Origin of the sequence: Paraburkholderia sp. ZP32-5 (assembly GCF_021390495.1) — a bacterium.
Taxonomy (GTDB): Bacteria; Pseudomonadota; Gammaproteobacteria; order Burkholderiales; family Burkholderiaceae; genus Paraburkholderia.
In genome coordinates this window covers 462,177-476,774 of sequence record NZ_JAJEJP010000003.1, presented here as the reverse complement: position 1 = coordinate 476,774, position 14,598 = coordinate 462,177, and the positions used below count along the sequence as shown (strand labels likewise).

At 59.0% G+C, this 14,598-nt stretch carries 9 protein-coding genes; 2 read left to right on the top strand and 7 right to left on the bottom strand.

Features of this window, described 5'->3' with window-relative positions; all coding sequences use genetic code 11:
• Positions 1–50: 50 nt before the first annotated feature.
• From L0U82_RS34635 to L0U82_RS34620, 4 genes are all read right to left on the bottom strand, one after another.
• Positions 51–1,352, bottom strand: a complete 1,302-nt coding sequence (locus tag L0U82_RS34635) for a phosphatidylserine decarboxylase family protein (protein WP_233838145.1) — start codon at positions 1,350–1,352, stop codon at positions 51–53.
• A gap of 326 nt (positions 1,353–1,678) precedes the next feature.
• The gene (locus tag L0U82_RS34630) at positions 1,679–1,936 is read right to left on the bottom strand and encodes a hypothetical protein (RefSeq protein WP_233838144.1); all 258 of its coding nucleotides are present in this window, start codon (positions 1,934–1,936) and stop codon (positions 1,679–1,681) included.
• Between the two features lie 258 nt (positions 1,937–2,194).
• Positions 2,195–2,779: a helix-turn-helix domain-containing protein gene (locus L0U82_RS34625; RefSeq protein ID WP_233838143.1), complete on the bottom strand. Its 585-nt coding sequence runs from the start codon at positions 2,777–2,779 to the stop codon at positions 2,195–2,197.
• 273 nt (positions 2,780–3,052) lie between these two features.
• The gene (locus L0U82_RS34620; protein WP_233838142.1) at positions 3,053–6,256 is read right to left on the bottom strand and encodes an amino acid adenylation domain-containing protein; all 3,204 of its coding nucleotides are present in this window, start codon (positions 6,254–6,256) and stop codon (positions 3,053–3,055) included.
• Positions 6,257–6,890: 634 nt separating this feature from the next.
• Here L0U82_RS34620 and L0U82_RS34615 point away from each other — a divergent pair.
• Positions 6,891–7,598 (top strand): response regulator transcription factor, encoded by a 708-nt coding sequence (locus L0U82_RS34615; RefSeq protein WP_233838141.1) that lies wholly within the window; start codon positions 6,891–6,893, stop codon positions 7,596–7,598.
• Between the two features lie 14 nt (positions 7,599–7,612).
• Here L0U82_RS34615 and L0U82_RS34610 read toward each other — a convergent pair whose 3' ends face one another.
• Positions 7,613–10,390: a LuxR C-terminal-related transcriptional regulator gene (locus L0U82_RS34610; RefSeq protein ID WP_233838140.1), complete on the bottom strand. Its 2,778-nt coding sequence runs from the start codon at positions 10,388–10,390 to the stop codon at positions 7,613–7,615.
• A 324-nt stretch (positions 10,391–10,714) separates the two neighbouring features.
• The gene (locus L0U82_RS34605) at positions 10,715–11,485 is read right to left on the bottom strand and encodes a response regulator transcription factor (protein WP_233838139.1); all 771 of its coding nucleotides are present in this window, start codon (positions 11,483–11,485) and stop codon (positions 10,715–10,717) included.
• 1,064 nt (positions 11,486–12,549) lie between these two features.
• Here L0U82_RS34605 and L0U82_RS34600 point away from each other — a divergent pair.
• A complete protein-coding gene (locus L0U82_RS34600; RefSeq protein ID WP_233838138.1) occupies positions 12,550–13,410 on the top strand; it encodes an EAL domain-containing protein in 861 nt (286 codons plus the stop codon).
• Positions 13,411–13,471: 61 nt separating this feature from the next.
• On the opposite strand, the gene L0U82_RS34595 is transcribed toward L0U82_RS34600, so the two are convergent.
• Entirely contained in the window at positions 13,472–14,410 is a 939-nt protein-coding gene (locus L0U82_RS34595; protein ID WP_233838137.1) for an enoyl-CoA hydratase-related protein, read from the bottom strand.
• Between the last annotated feature and the right edge of the window lie 188 nt (positions 14,411–14,598).

Sequence of the window (14,598 nt, the reverse complement as noted above, 5' to 3'; positions counted from 1 at the left end):
CAGCAATGCACAAGTGAATCCGCCATCGTGAACTCGCGATAGCGTCATCGTTATCGCGAGTTCGGCGAGTTCGGCGAGTTCGGACCTCGGCTTTGTTTAGACGCCGCGGCCCTCGCAATCGCCGCATTCACCTTGACCGGCGGCTTGCCGTCGTCCGGCGGCTTCGCGATAAAGCTTTCGATCACGCCGGCTTCGAACACGAGGCAGAAGGTCGACCCACCATACTGAAAGAAGCCCAGTTCGTCGCCCTTGCGCACGTACTGCCCAGGCAGCGCATCGATCATGCACGACGACACATCGGCCATGCCGACGAACACGCAACCCACCTTCCCCACCGCAGGATCGTCGCAATCGATCACGATCACCGCCCGCGCGGCGAGCGCGGTGATGTAGCCCTGCGAATCGTTCAGCCCGCTCGGGTCCTCGCCTTCGCTATCGGCGTTCGAATAGTAGCTGCCATCCACTGCATAGGCCTGCGCAATCGTGCCGCTGATCGGCGCATGCCAGCGGTGATAGTTGAAAGCGCTCAGAAAGGCTTGATAAATGGATCCGCCCGCGAAGCACCGCGCCAGTTCGCGTTGGTGCGACGTGAACATATCTTCGAGCGAATACGGCTGCGACTTGATCCAGAATGTGTCCTGCAATTGCACGTCGTGCTGGATGTTGTACGGCGACGCCTCGCACGCGCTGACGATCAGCTTGTTGTTGTCCGGCTCGGCAACCGGCCGCGCGCCTGCGCGAAAGCGCCGCGTGAAGAAGTCGTTCCACGACCCGAAGCCCCAATACGGTTGAGACGGGTCGTAGAGGAATTGCGACAGGCCGATCCGTTTGTCGGCTTCGTCGCACAACCAGCCATCGGGCGACGACGTGTTCAGATGTTCGCGCGAATGCGGACCGCTCAGGAAGCCGCACCAGCAGTTCAGCACGTGCTTTAGTTGCGCGTTGAACGCCGGGTCGCGAAACAGTGCGTAGCCTGACGGCATGCACATCGGCCAATCGAGCACCGCATTCAGCGGGCAATGAATCAGATCGGATTCGCTGAACGGCGGCGCGTAGGTCATCAGGTAATCGATGATCGTCATCAGCTCGTCGATCGACGTATAACCGAGCACGTAGCCGGCCTGTCGCGCCTGATCGATCGCGCGCGTCATATCCATGCGCAACACCGGGTCGCCTTGCACCAGCTCCGCGAGTTCGGCGACCGCGCTGGTGCGCGGCCCCCTGCTCGCACGTTCGCGCGCTTTCGCGGCGAGCACCATCCGGTAACGCGCAAGATGCGCCTCCTCGCACGGCAGCCAGCCGCCGAGGCGATATCGGCGCGTGCGCGGCTTCGGCGTTTGATCGTTTTTCATGCATCGTCCTCGATAGGCTGATAGCAGTGCGATCGCGATTCGATCGCGGTTATTTTGCGCGCAGGGCTCGGCTCTGGATTGTCGCCGGCCGCACAGACAAGACGATCCATCTGCGGCTTCAGCACGGCCGTCGAATCGCTGGATGAGCAAGTGAAATACCAGGTCGATAGATCGCGCGGCCAGGCGACGAGTTCGGCAGCCCCATAAAAAGGGCGGCCACGAGGGGCCGCCGGGGGGGAGCTTTGCCACGAGGGCTGCTTAAAAGCCATGCCGTGAAGAGCAAAAACAGGCGATGGCGTACTGCAAAGTCAACAGCAATCACGCAATCAGGCGTGCCGGCTAGCCGATTCGGTGTCGCTCATCAGCACCGTCATCGTGCCCGTGTTCAACGCCGCCGAGATGATCTCAAGGTGATCCTCCGGACAGTCAACGAGATCCACGCTCAGCGACTCGCGCCCGCCCGCGTAGTTCACGTGCACCGACCAGCCGCATACCTGTACCCGATGCTCGATCAGACTTTTCCACACCGCGATGACGCGCAGGGACCCTGGGTTCGCATAGATCGTCAGACGTTTTACGTTCACGCTTGAACACGGCGCTACGCCGCGCCTCGATGGAGACCACGTGCATGCATCGTTGGGGACTTGCATTGAGGTTAGCTGCGCGAGCTTTCAACTCAAAGTACTCTGCGTGACAGCAATGCGACGCTTACGGACAGAGGGCGATGGCGTGCATCGCGTGTTCAGCGCGTCTGAATGCGCTGGCGCCTTTCGCGGAATGGTTGGCGCGAAACGCATCGCTCGCGTTTCGCGACGCGCGACTGTAGCGCTACGAAGTCGGTCCTACGCGGCAGGTGCGTCCGCGCGAATTCGCATCACGGTTTGGCGCGACGTGCCGAAGCGGCGCGCGACCTCGCTAACCGACTGGCCGCCGCCGAGCGACTGCAGGATTCGCTCGCGCTGTTGCTCGGACAACGACGGCGGCCTGCCGGTGTGTTTGCCCGCCGCGCGCACGGCCGCGAGACTGTCGCGGCTGCGCAGGCTGCGGCATGTAGCGTCGAGCCGTACCAGCGCGCGCAACGCTTTCATCGCGGCCGGTTCTGGCCGCCCCGCGAGGTCGGTGTGGCCGACTTCGATGCATCTGAGCAACACCTCGGCTTTGCGACATTGCATCACGGTGCCAAGGATGTCGCGCGCGTTGCAGCCGAGCGCGGCCAGCTCCAGCACCACGAGCGTATCGCGGGGCGTAAGCCTTCTTAGCAGGCATTGCAGTTCTGGCCGTTGACGCGCCTGCGTGTAGGTCGGCAAATGCTCCGTCACGAGCCGCGCGAGCGTAACCATGTAGCCGGCCTTGTCGAGCCGGATCAGCGCCTGCTCGCGCTTTGCCGCGTCGTGCGCATCAAACAGGTAAATATGAACTTTTTCCACGTCACCTTTTCCGTCATCGCAATCTGCTGATCGCGGGGTATTTCGCGTGGGTGCGGGTCTCCGCGCGAAGCTCCTTGCTGGCACTGACAGTGAGCCATGACATGCGTCGGGCAATCGTAGAGGCGACGCAATACGCGTTCCCGAGTGGTTTGTGATTCGTGTGGCCGGTTGGTCGGTTTGTATCGGCGATACGTCTGACGGATGAGTGGTCGCGTTTAGTGGCTATGTTTCAGCGGCCGCGCGAATGGCGGCCGCTCGTCACGCGCTCGATGCTTATTCAACACCTACGTGTAGCGCGCACGCTGCCTCTTCATCGAGGAATCCGATGGCCGTCCAATAGTCCAGATATCGCTGCAACAGCGCGCGATCGAAAGGTGTGTACGCGATACCGTTCGACATCGCCAATGCCCGCTCGGTATTGCTGGTGTCGTACACCGGCATCCCTTCGTAGACCTCCCATCGCGTCAGCGGACCATAGACCGGTTCGACAAGCATCGGCACGAGCGGCATCAACGGGTTGTCTTTTAGCTGTGCATCGTCGGCGAGACGCCGGACCCATTGCTGATAGCTCAACTCGTCGAGCGCGTAGCCGCAGTCGATCAGCAGTTTGAAGAATCCGCCCAGATCGACGGGCACCGCTGTACGCGGCGGCACGAGGTGATACGCGCGGGTCAGATTGGCGTTGTCGCACGCAATGCCGAGCAACGCGGCGCTGACGTAGTCGACCGGAACGAACTGCTTGCCCTGGCGCGCAAGTGCCGGATACGCGCCGATCATCGCGCAGCCCTTGACGAGGCGAGCGACGAAATCATCCGGATTACCTGCCCCCGTGCGGCTGTCGCCCATGATGAAACCCGGCCGATGAATAGCCGCCGGCACACCGCGGCGAATCGCTTCCCATACCAGTTGCTCCGCCACCCACTTGCTTTGCGAGTACCCGGTGTCGAATTTGAGGCCGCTCAGATAGTCGGTGAGATCGTCGTCTTCGTACACGCCCTCGGTGCGTTCAAGCAGTCCGGCCGGGCCGAATGAGGCGATCGTCGACACGAAGTGCAAGGGCTTGGCCTTACCCGCTGTCGCGAAACGCAGCACATTGATCGTACCGGTGACGTTGCCCGCGCGATGCGTCGAATAGGGTTGAACATAGTTCACGTGCGCGCCGAGATGAAAAACCACGTCGCTCGTTGTCGATAGCGTTTCGAAGCGCTGACGACCGAGGCCGAACCACGACTCGGAAAAATCGCCGGCAAGCGGTGTCAAGCGCGTGAAGAACGCGTCTTCCCAGATGCCATATCTGATCATGTTGTCGCGGATGCGGACCAATGCGTCGCCGTCCGACGACGCTCGCACCAGACACACGACGTCGACCACTTCCGGCATCCGCAGCAGATCGCGCAACACGAACGCGCCGAGAAAACCCGTGACGCCGGTCAGAAACACGTGGCCCTTTCCGCTTTCGCGCCAGCCATCCAGTGAGTCGAGCAATCCGGCGGGAGCCTGAATATCGGCCGGCAATTGCGCGTCGGCGCGCAACGCGGCCATTTCATCGACGGCGGTCAAACCGCCGCCGTTCAGCTTGCCGCGATCGTTCAGATAAGCAGCCAGCTTCGCCGGTGTCGGATTGTCGTAGAGGATGTGGACCGGCAACGGATAACGCAAATGCTTGCTCAATTGCAGAATCAGACTCGCTGCCTGCAATGAATCGCCACCGAGAGCGAAGAAATCGTCGTCGGGTTTGACCGCTTCGATGTTCAGCGCGCGACGCCAGATCGCACCGATGATCGCTTCCATATCGCTCGTGCCACTGGCATCTTCCGGCGTATCGGCATCCTGCTTTCGAGCCGGCGCGTCGCTGGCCTTCGCGAGCATGTCGTACTGTTGCGCGAGCGCGCGCCGATCCACTTTGCCGTTGGCATTCATCGGCAACTTGTCGACGAACGAAAGACGTGGGCGCATATAGGCCGGCAGACGGGTTGCGAGATGGCGAGCCAGTTGTTCGGCTAACGCATCCTGCTTGTGACATGCGGTGTCGCCGCTCACGCGCTGCTCGCGTGGTACGGCGAAAGCCGCCAGGTATCGGTCGCCGAGTTCCGTTTGCTGCACCAGCACGACCGCCTCTTGCAAAAGGCCACTGTCGATCAGCACCGCTTCGATTTCCTCCACCTCGATGCGGTGGCCGCGAATCTTCACCTGGTTGTCGTTTCGTCCATGAAAGTTGATGGCTCCGTCCGCTCGATGACTGCCGAGGTCGCCGGTCTTGTACAAACGCCGCATCTGGCCGTCCGAAAAGACGTCGACGTCAACGAAGCGCTCACGATTCAGTTCGGGACGGTTCCAGTACCCTCTGGCCACGCCGTCTCCACCGATATAGATATCACCCGTATCGCCGCTTTTCACCGGCCGCAGTTCGCTATCGAGAATAAAGATCTGCGTGCTGTCGATCGGCTTGCCGATCGGCACCGCTCCTGCCTCCACTTCTTCGAGGCGAATCTCGTGATACGACGAGAACGTCGTTGCTTCGGTAGGGCCGTACACATGCAGCGCATGTCGTGGCGGCGCCGCCGTCATCATCGTGCGTACCGCGTGCAGATTGATCGCCTCACCGCCAAACAGCAATTGATGAAGCCCACGGAATGTATCGGGATAGGCATGGACGGTCTGATTGAACAACGCCGTCGTAATGAACATGATCGTGATGCGCTGCACGTGCAGGCTATGACGCAACGCGCGCGGATCGATACAGGTTTGTCTCGGCAGCAATACGGTCGTTGCGCCATTGAGCAACGCGCCCCAGATCTCGAACAGCGACGCATCGAAAGCCGGGTTCGCAATCGCGGCGAAGCGATCGCTCGGCGAAATGGTCACATAGCTAGTGTTCACCGTGAGACGGATGATGCCGCGGGCCAGGACTTCAACGGCCTTCGGGCGTCCGGTGGTGCCCGATGTGAACAGGATGTGGGTGCGATGATCGGCGCGGTGTGTATCGTCTGCTGCCGGCGGCGTCGCGGGTTCCGTTGCAGAAGAAAGCGGCGGCCAGCTATCCCCATCGTCGATAAACAGCACCTCGGCAACCGGAATGCGAGGCTGCCCCGCCATCGACGCGAGCACGATACGCACGCCGAGATCGTCCAGCATGAAGCTGATCCGCTCATCGGGCGCGCCGGGATCGAGCGGCACGCAACTGCCGCCCGCGCGTATCACTGCGAGCTGGCAGACGATCTGGTCGAGGCCCGGTTCGAGCAGAATGCCAACCGGTTCTTCGGCCTGCACGCCGCGTTGCTTCAGATAAGCGGCGAGCCGGGCCGCGCGGCGATCGAGTTCGGCATAGGTGAGTTCCTGCGCGCCGTAAATCGCCGCAATTGCGTTCGGGCATCGGGCTACCTGCTGGCGAAAAATATCATCGATACCTATAAGCGCTGAATGATTCGATTCGCGACCGAAACACGCGTCGGCATGGAAATTCTCTCTCGAGTTCATGCACACCTCTTGATGGCGACTCTCAAGGATCCGGACGAATTAACGTCTGAATTTCGCCCGGCGTCGGGTTAACGTGTCGTGCAGGCGAGAACACTCGCATTTGCGTGACAGTGATGAAATAGAAAATCTGCTGCTTATAAAAAGCAGGGACAAAAAATTCGCAGGTGGACGTTCAAATTCGATCGGGCCGTTCCCGATAAAGAGGCACCGTAGCGCCATATCCAGCGTGCGCCGCAGCCATGACAGAATCAAGGCTCACGCATGACATTTCGAATATCTGATGCTTTGCGCATGAGATTATCGGGGGGTATTTGTCGCGAGATTTACTGCTATTTATGCGATCGCAGAAACATATTGCGAAATGCATTGAGCGCGCAAATTTTTATGTTGATTCTATTTTATCGTCGAACGTTCGTTCGCTAATTTTGGTGTCGATTGACAAGGTGATAAATTCAGAGTTTTCTGACTTATTCTTAATTTTTTATTCCCGATTTGAGCAAGCAAATCCTCAATTCATTGCCCAATTCCACATTTCATATCAGAATAGGCCGCCAGCGCCATCCAAAGACGACACTCGTTCACGATCTTCCGGTTCGATTTCGTCACCAATCGTTAAAACATCAAGACTTATCAAATGGATCATTTCGCCATTCGGGTCATGCTCGCCGATGATCACCCTACCGTCGTAGCCGGATTGTTCCATACGCTCAAGGAGCATCGCGCGCTGAACATTATCGACACGGCGGCCAATTCCGACGAACTGCTCGCCGCGCTCGGCCAACAGCCGTGCGATGTGCTGGTCTCCGATTACGCGATGCCGGGCGGCAATTACGGCGACGGCATCACGTTGTTTTCGTTTTTGCGGCGCCGCTATCCGGCTACGCGAATCGTCGTCTTGTCAATGATCGACAATCCCGGCGTGATTCGCGCTTTGCTCAAGCTCGGCGTTCAATGCATCCTCAGCAAAGCCGATGCCAACGATCATCTGATTGCCGCCATTCACGGCGCCTATGCACAGGAGCGCTATTTCTCTCCGACCATTGCAAAAATCGTCGAACGAGTCGACTTCGAAACGGCGGACTCCAGTCACCACACACTGACCGCGCGTGAATTCGAAGTGGTGCGGTTGTTCGTGTCCGGACTCTCGGTCAATCAGATTGCGGCGCATCTCAAGCGCAGCAAGCAGACCGTCAGTTCGCAGAAAGTCAGCGCGATGCGCAAGCTAGGGGTGGATACCGATACGCATCTGATCAAGCACACGATCGGTGCGACGCTCACGGACAAACACGGAAACACTATCGGTGGTGACGGCCCCGGTATAGCGGCTGCGAACCGGGGCTAACGTTCACGACAGCGTTATGCGATGCTTCCTCCCTCGTCGGGTTCATCGCCGAAAGCACTCTGCACGGCTTCGAATCGCGAACTCACATTCAGCTTTTCGAAGACGTTCTTCATGTGCCATTTGACCGTCTCGGGCGCCAGATTCAATTGCCGGCCAATTTCCTTATTCGACAGACCGCGCGCAACGTGGCCCAGTATTTCCAGTTCTCTCGCGCTCAATGCAGCCGACATCGTCTTCATCTGTGCATACCTCGGCAGTGCGGGGGGTGCGTTATTCAAATCATCGAAGGCCGACAGCAATGTGTCGATATAAGCGGTTTCGCCCACGGAGGTTTCCGCTGAATCACGGCGAAACCGTTGCAGTAACGCGCGCACCATCGGCCCTTCGTCGACGAAACCATTGATCATGCCGAGTGCGTTTCCGATCCGCAGCGCGCTCTTGAGCGCCGCGAACGCGTCTTCGAATTCGCGGACCTGCTCATAAGCGAGAGCAAGCAGTAGCAACACGGTGGCCTCCGAATAGCGCCAGCCCATTGCGACCATGTTGTCCAGCAAGCGCGACAGAAAATCGATCGCGTGGCCGCCGGCATTCTCGGCGAGCAGAACGCGCGCCTGCAGCACGCAGTAACTGGCCCACGTTTCCATCGCGGACCCGTGCCGCCCTTCGCACATCATCGGGACGGTCGCGCTCAGTTCGTCGGCGATCTGCCTGGCTTCGACGATATTGCCGTCGGCAAGGAGCTGTCTGACGGTTTCGGCATCACATCCCAGCTTCAGACGCAGCCATCGACGCGTGATCGCGGCCTGCCGGCTGTCTTCGAGAACCGCCAGCGCCGCGCCCTTTTCGCCGTCACGCCACAGCACGCGTGACGCGCAAAGCGTGCAGCGCATCAGCGCGGCGAGCGGCGCGGTCTCCAATACCACCGGCATGCGATCGGCGATCATCCTGCGCGCTTTGGGCAATTCATCGCACTCGTAGTAGATCGACGCAAGACAACCCGACAACGCGGCGACACCCGCGGTCGATTCGCCGAGAATGCCTTCCGCGCGCTGCAGCGTCGCTTCGAAGATCCGCTTCGCGTCGGGCAGCTCGCCATAGACGAGCGCGGCGAGACCGTACACCGCATCGCGAAGCATGTCCGAGTAGTTCGGCGTGTAGCCGCGTTCAATCTGATCGGCCGCCGCTTTCCACGTGTGGAATATCTGCTTGAACTGCCCTCGATACATCAGGCCGAAAATCTGCGCGCTTTGCGCAAAATGCCGCGCCCATTGCGGCACGAGTGCTGTCGACGCGCCAACGGCATTGCCCAGTTCAAGCGCCCGCTCGCTATCGTCACTCATGCTCGCGATCACCGCATCGATCGCATTGATCTCGGCCCATGCTACGTCGGTGACCAACGTCGGATCCTCGCGCTGCATGCGTTCGATGTCCTCGGCAATCGCGCTGGTTTCGTTCGAAGCGCGCACCGTGTCGAACGAAATCGCAAGAGCCCACGCGCTCGCGAGACGCAAGCGCCGCCGACCGAGCATGACGTCCGGCGGAAGTTTGCCGATCCATCCTTGCAGCCGCTGGTGGTCGCCGCGTTCGAGCATCTCCATCGCGCAGTTCTCAGCCCAGTGCGCCGCCTGCTCGTGGTCCCCTGCCGCCAGCGCATGGCGAACCGCCTCGCGCCACAAGCGTTCGCGCGCAAACCATCGGGATGCGCGGCGATGCAGCGACGGCAATTCCTGCGGCACCTGACGAACGAGACGCCGCCTCAGCGCATCGGACAGCAGCGCGTGATAGCGATACCAGTCTTGCGTTTCGTCGAGCGGCCGGATGAATACGTTGTGTCGTTCGAGCCAGTCCAGCTTCTCTCCGCTGCCGCCTTCCTCGCCTACCACCTCGTCGCACAGCGCGGCCGTGAGTCGCTCGAGAATCGACGTGTACAGCAGAAACGTCAGCATCGGCGGCGGCAATTGCGCAAACACCGTATCGTTCAGATAGCGATCGATTCCGAAACGCGAGCCGGAAAGATTACTGGCAAGCGTGGCCGCATCGTCGACCTGACCCAGTGCAAGCGAGGCCAGTTGCAGACCGGCGACCCATCCTTCCGTTGCCTTGTTCAGTAGCTCGACGCTATGGCGACCGAGCGGCACGATACTCGCGCGATCGAAAAACGCCTGAGCGTCGTCGGTCGAAAAGCGCAGATCGTCGGCGGTCACGCGAGTGAGCTTGTCGGGCGATCTCAGTTCGTTCAGCGTCAACGCCGGTTCGCCTCGCGCGCCGAGCAGCATGTGCAGATTTTCCGGCGCATAGCGCAGCAAACGCGCGACGACCGCAAGAACGGGCTCCGCGCTCAGACGATCGACGTCGTCGAGTACGAGGAACACGCTGCGGTTGTACGCGGCGATGCCGTTCAATAGCACCGAGATGATCGTTCTGGCCGACGTCCGCGCATCGTTATCGAGAATCTGCTGCGCGTGCCATGCAATGTCCTTCGACACACGGGAAAACGCCGCGACCAGATACGCACAGAATTGCTGCGGGTCGTCGTCCTCGCCGTCGACACTGAGCCATGCAACCGGACGCTTCTTTCTCGACTGCGCATCGCTCCATCCGGCGAGCAGCGTGGTCTTGCCGAAACCCGCGGGCGCAATCACGAGCGTCACATGATGCGGGCGTCGTTCATCGAGCAGATGCAGCAATGCAGGCCGCTGCACGCATCCCACGGGAAGACGCGGCGGCATCATCTTGGTCTGGATCAGCGACACGATCCATTCGCGCTCGAAGCTATTCAGAGGTGTGTTCATGCTTGTTCCTCTCACCGGCTATCCGCGAGAGGTATCGATGGATCACTGTGAGTGAGTTTTAAGATACGCCGAACTTCGTGACGACTCAACGTCGAACGGCGCGGCGATGCCGCCAGCACTCTGGTCAGGGCTTTGACGGCACGCGCAACGCGTCCGTGACGAAGGGATCATCGACTCATTCGCCGCGCGAGGCCGGCACAATGGATATCCGTGCCGGTTCACAGACGGGGCAGAGCGATGACCAACCCGAGGGCGGCAACCGGTAACCGGTACTCGGTCAAGGCGACGAAAGGGCTCGTTTCAGGATGGCGGGCGAGAATTGCTTCACGCGCCCTGCTCCGACTGGTCACTGCGTTCGACGTGATCGTCGGGCTCGGCAAGCACGGATATCGGCGGTTCCGCTTTACTGACCTCGACCTCGTCGAGCCGGTATCCGTGCGTATAAACCGTCGTCAAACGCACACCGTTCTCCGGACCCAGCGCGAGCTTGCGCCTGAGCCGGTAGATATGCGTATCGATCGTGCGGGACGTGCTGTCCAGCTCGCGGCCCCAGGAGAGCTTCGCTAGCAGCCGCTTGGACACGACCCGGCCAACGTTGCCGAAGAAATAGGCGGCGACGTCGAATTCCTTTTCCGTTAATACGATCGTTTCGCCGCGAAGAAATACACTGCGCTGCGTGATGTCGAACACGTATGGCCCGACCGATATCGCGCTTTCGATCTTTTCGCTGCGCCGCGTGCGACGCAATAGCGCGCTCATCCGCGCAACCAGCTCTTTGGTGCGAAACGGTTTGATCACGTAATCGTCGGCGCCGGCGTCCAATGCCTTCACGATGTCGACTTCGAGAATCCGGCTGGTCAGGAACAGCACAGCCGGTTCACGGCCCAGATTGCGGCGCATCCAGTACAGCACTTCGAATCCGCTCACACCAGGCAATTCCCAATCGAGCACCACCAGATCGACTTCATTGGCCTCGAGATAAGTAATTGCGGCCTGACCATGCGCAACCCTATGCACCGCGTGTCCGGCCTGGCGAATGGCCTTTTCGGCAACATCCGCCTGCGCGGGATCGTCTTCTACCAACAGGATATTCATTTACGACCTTTGTCTTTCGCCCCGGACCGAAAAACCCGACTCCCTCGACAAATGCGGCGAAAAGCATGCAAAGCCGATTCTCCGGCTGCACGGGGAATTAAGTTAAACGTGCCGAAAATATTCATGAAAAATCACATACGCCAAACGATTGCCTTGATCCGTCGCCGGCGGCAGGCCCCTTTTGCTTTGTGAACTTTGTGAACACACGATAGAGGTAGTCGGCTTTGAAAGCCCCCCCTGCGAGGAGGGGGTATTTCGCTTTTTGAAGGGGGGCGATTTCCGTTGACAACCCCCTCTTCGACAACGAGAACAGCCGGCGTCGATAGGTTCGATATCTGACACGCATAATCGACATGGCCGTTACGTACGTCATGGCACAGTGCGCCGCGCCATCGGAATATCGCTCTGCCGCTTGCACCACGAGAGAACGCAGGAAAATCAATGCGTTGATCTGATCTGGACCCACGACGCTCATGTATCGAAGTTGTCATGCCCCCCACCCCACCCGCCAGCGTGGCGGGCGACAAAAACTATCGAGACAGCGTGGCAAACGAAGCCGGCTCCACAACCACCGCTTGCCGCCGCATTCGTTGATTACCTGATTCGGATCCCGCGTTAAATCGGGAAAAAATTTAAACACTTATCGAATTTCGCAATTCACAATTCGTGATTCATTGTTCAAATTTTTCGCTACTCTATCCACTTCCCAAATGGAACCCAATCGCGATCGAATCATATCGATCGCCGGAATCGTTGTTGCAAATCTTTGTGAAATCAGCTGACTTGTGAGCAATCGACTTCATTGGTCACGAATGTTCACACGCCGCGTAATCCGCTCCGATACGATTTCAATCACAGTGCAATCGATCGAAAAATAGGCTCTATAAAAATGCAAAGATCGGTTTGCGAACTTCATCAACACGTGAAGCCATTCACGAAATTCACAGGAAATTGACATCGAAAAGCGTGCATTTGCCCATTCGAATTTCCGTGTATCACGGAATAGTGGTCGACAGGTCGATTCCGGATACGGGACTTGCCGCACACGCGCATCAGAGATCGCCATGAAACATTTCACCGCGCACGCTCCCACCCATTGCACGATCGACGACGCCCAACGTGGGCTCGCCAATCGCGAATTCTTCTTCGTCTACCAGCCCAAGCTGCGAATGGGAGAAGGCCGGCTGTCGGGTTTCGAATCGCTGCTGCGATGGAACCATCCGTCGTTCGGCGTGCTGGCGCCGGCGTCTTTTATCCACCTTGTAGAAGACTCTCCGCTCACCGGCAGCTTCACCGATTTCATCACCGCGGATGCAACCCGGACGCTCGCCGATTGGAGCGTGCGCGGGTACGACACGCTTTCGCTGGCGATCAATCTGCCCGCCGCCGAAATCGCCCGCCCCGGCCTCGCCAGTAAACTGTCGGCACTGTGTTGCAGCCGTTCGGTTCGAACTTCGCGGCTACAGATCGAACTCACCGAATCGAGCGATCCGGGGTCTATCGAAAAGCTCGCGTCGGCGGTGGAATCGCTGAAAAAGTCGGGCATCAGCGTTGCAATCGACGATTTCGGCGCGGGCTGCTGGTCGCTCGCAATTCTTCATCGTCTCGGCGTCGATACGTTGAAGCTGGACCGCAAATTCATGTGCGGCATTCAGGACAACGCGAATTCGAAGGTCGTCGTCGAATCGCTGATCGAGTTGGGGCAGCGGCTAGGGAAGCGGGTCGTCATTGAAGGCATCGAGACGGCCGAGCAGTTCGCATGGCTCAAAACCATCGAACAGATCGAATGCCAGGGCTATTACATCTCCGCGCCGGTCGCGGACGAACAGATCGGCGAACTGGTCGCGCGGCACGGCATGGTTCACCAGGCCCCCGTGAAGATACTTGAATCTTCACGGATGAAAATGGCTTCGGGGTCTCGTTGATCGAGTACCGGGCAGAAACGGTTCTCGAGCGTCTCTACTATCGGTTGCAAGCGAGAATGAATTAGTAGCCCTCGAACTTCGGCTTGCGTCCCTGGTTATCGGCCTGACGACCCTCTTCAAAGTCACGTGTATGAAAGAGTCGGCCGAATTGCGCGTCGATCTGGGACAGTGCAGGGGTTTCGTAGGGAACGATTGCAAGGTGAGCGGACTCGAGTGTTGCTCCCACTCCAAGTGGCGCACATGCTGCAATTTTGCTTGCGATCGCTAAACCTGTCGATAACGCATCGGCTGGAGTGCGCGCGACGGCTTGCACGAGCCCCATCCGGTACGCTTCGTCGGCACTCCAATGATCGCCTGTCAACATGTAGCGCATGGCATTCCCCCATCCAGCCTCACGTACGAATCTCACTGTCGATCCACCACCAGGAAAACGACCGTGCGTATTTTCGTCTTGCCCGAAGTTGGTGTTGGCAGCGGCGACTCGGATATCCGCGGCAAGGAATATTTCGTGCGCCATATTCCACGTATCGCCATGCACGACCGCGATAAGCGGCTTCGATAGTCGAGCTGAAGATGCCTTTTCCAACGGGTCCTGTGCTTCCCGTTCAGATTTCGCCAGAAACGGCTGACCCGATGCAATAAGCGGCGCGAATCCGGCCACGTCGATGCCTCGTGAAAAGTTGTCACCGTGACCAAAGAGAATCGCTGCGCGCAGTGAATTATCGTTGTCGAATGCAAAAAGCGCTTTAGCTAGCGCGAGATACGTCTCCGGATCTATTCGATTTTGAATCTCGGGCCGATTGATGCCAATCAGCGCGACTGTATCGCGACGTTCGATCGTTACCTTGGCGCCCGACGCCAACGAGACCTCTGTCAGCGAGGTGCTTCGTACATTCCCTGGACTTTTCAGTTCCACGGTTGCTGCGGAGACTGGAAGTACCGAGAAACCGCCGAGAAGCGCGGATGCTTTCAGAAAATCACGTCGTTGAATGTCAGGCACGGTGGTCTACTCTCTAGCTGTGGCGTCGTTAAAAACACGAACGATTTACGGGAAATTCTTAAGCGTCTCGACGAAATGAACCGTAGCGCCGCCGTCTTCGGTTTCCATCAGCAGATGGTGGCACGGCGTGCTTACCGACCAATAAGCGTGGTCGCGAGCATCCATCGTCGTCAAACGTCTACAACGAG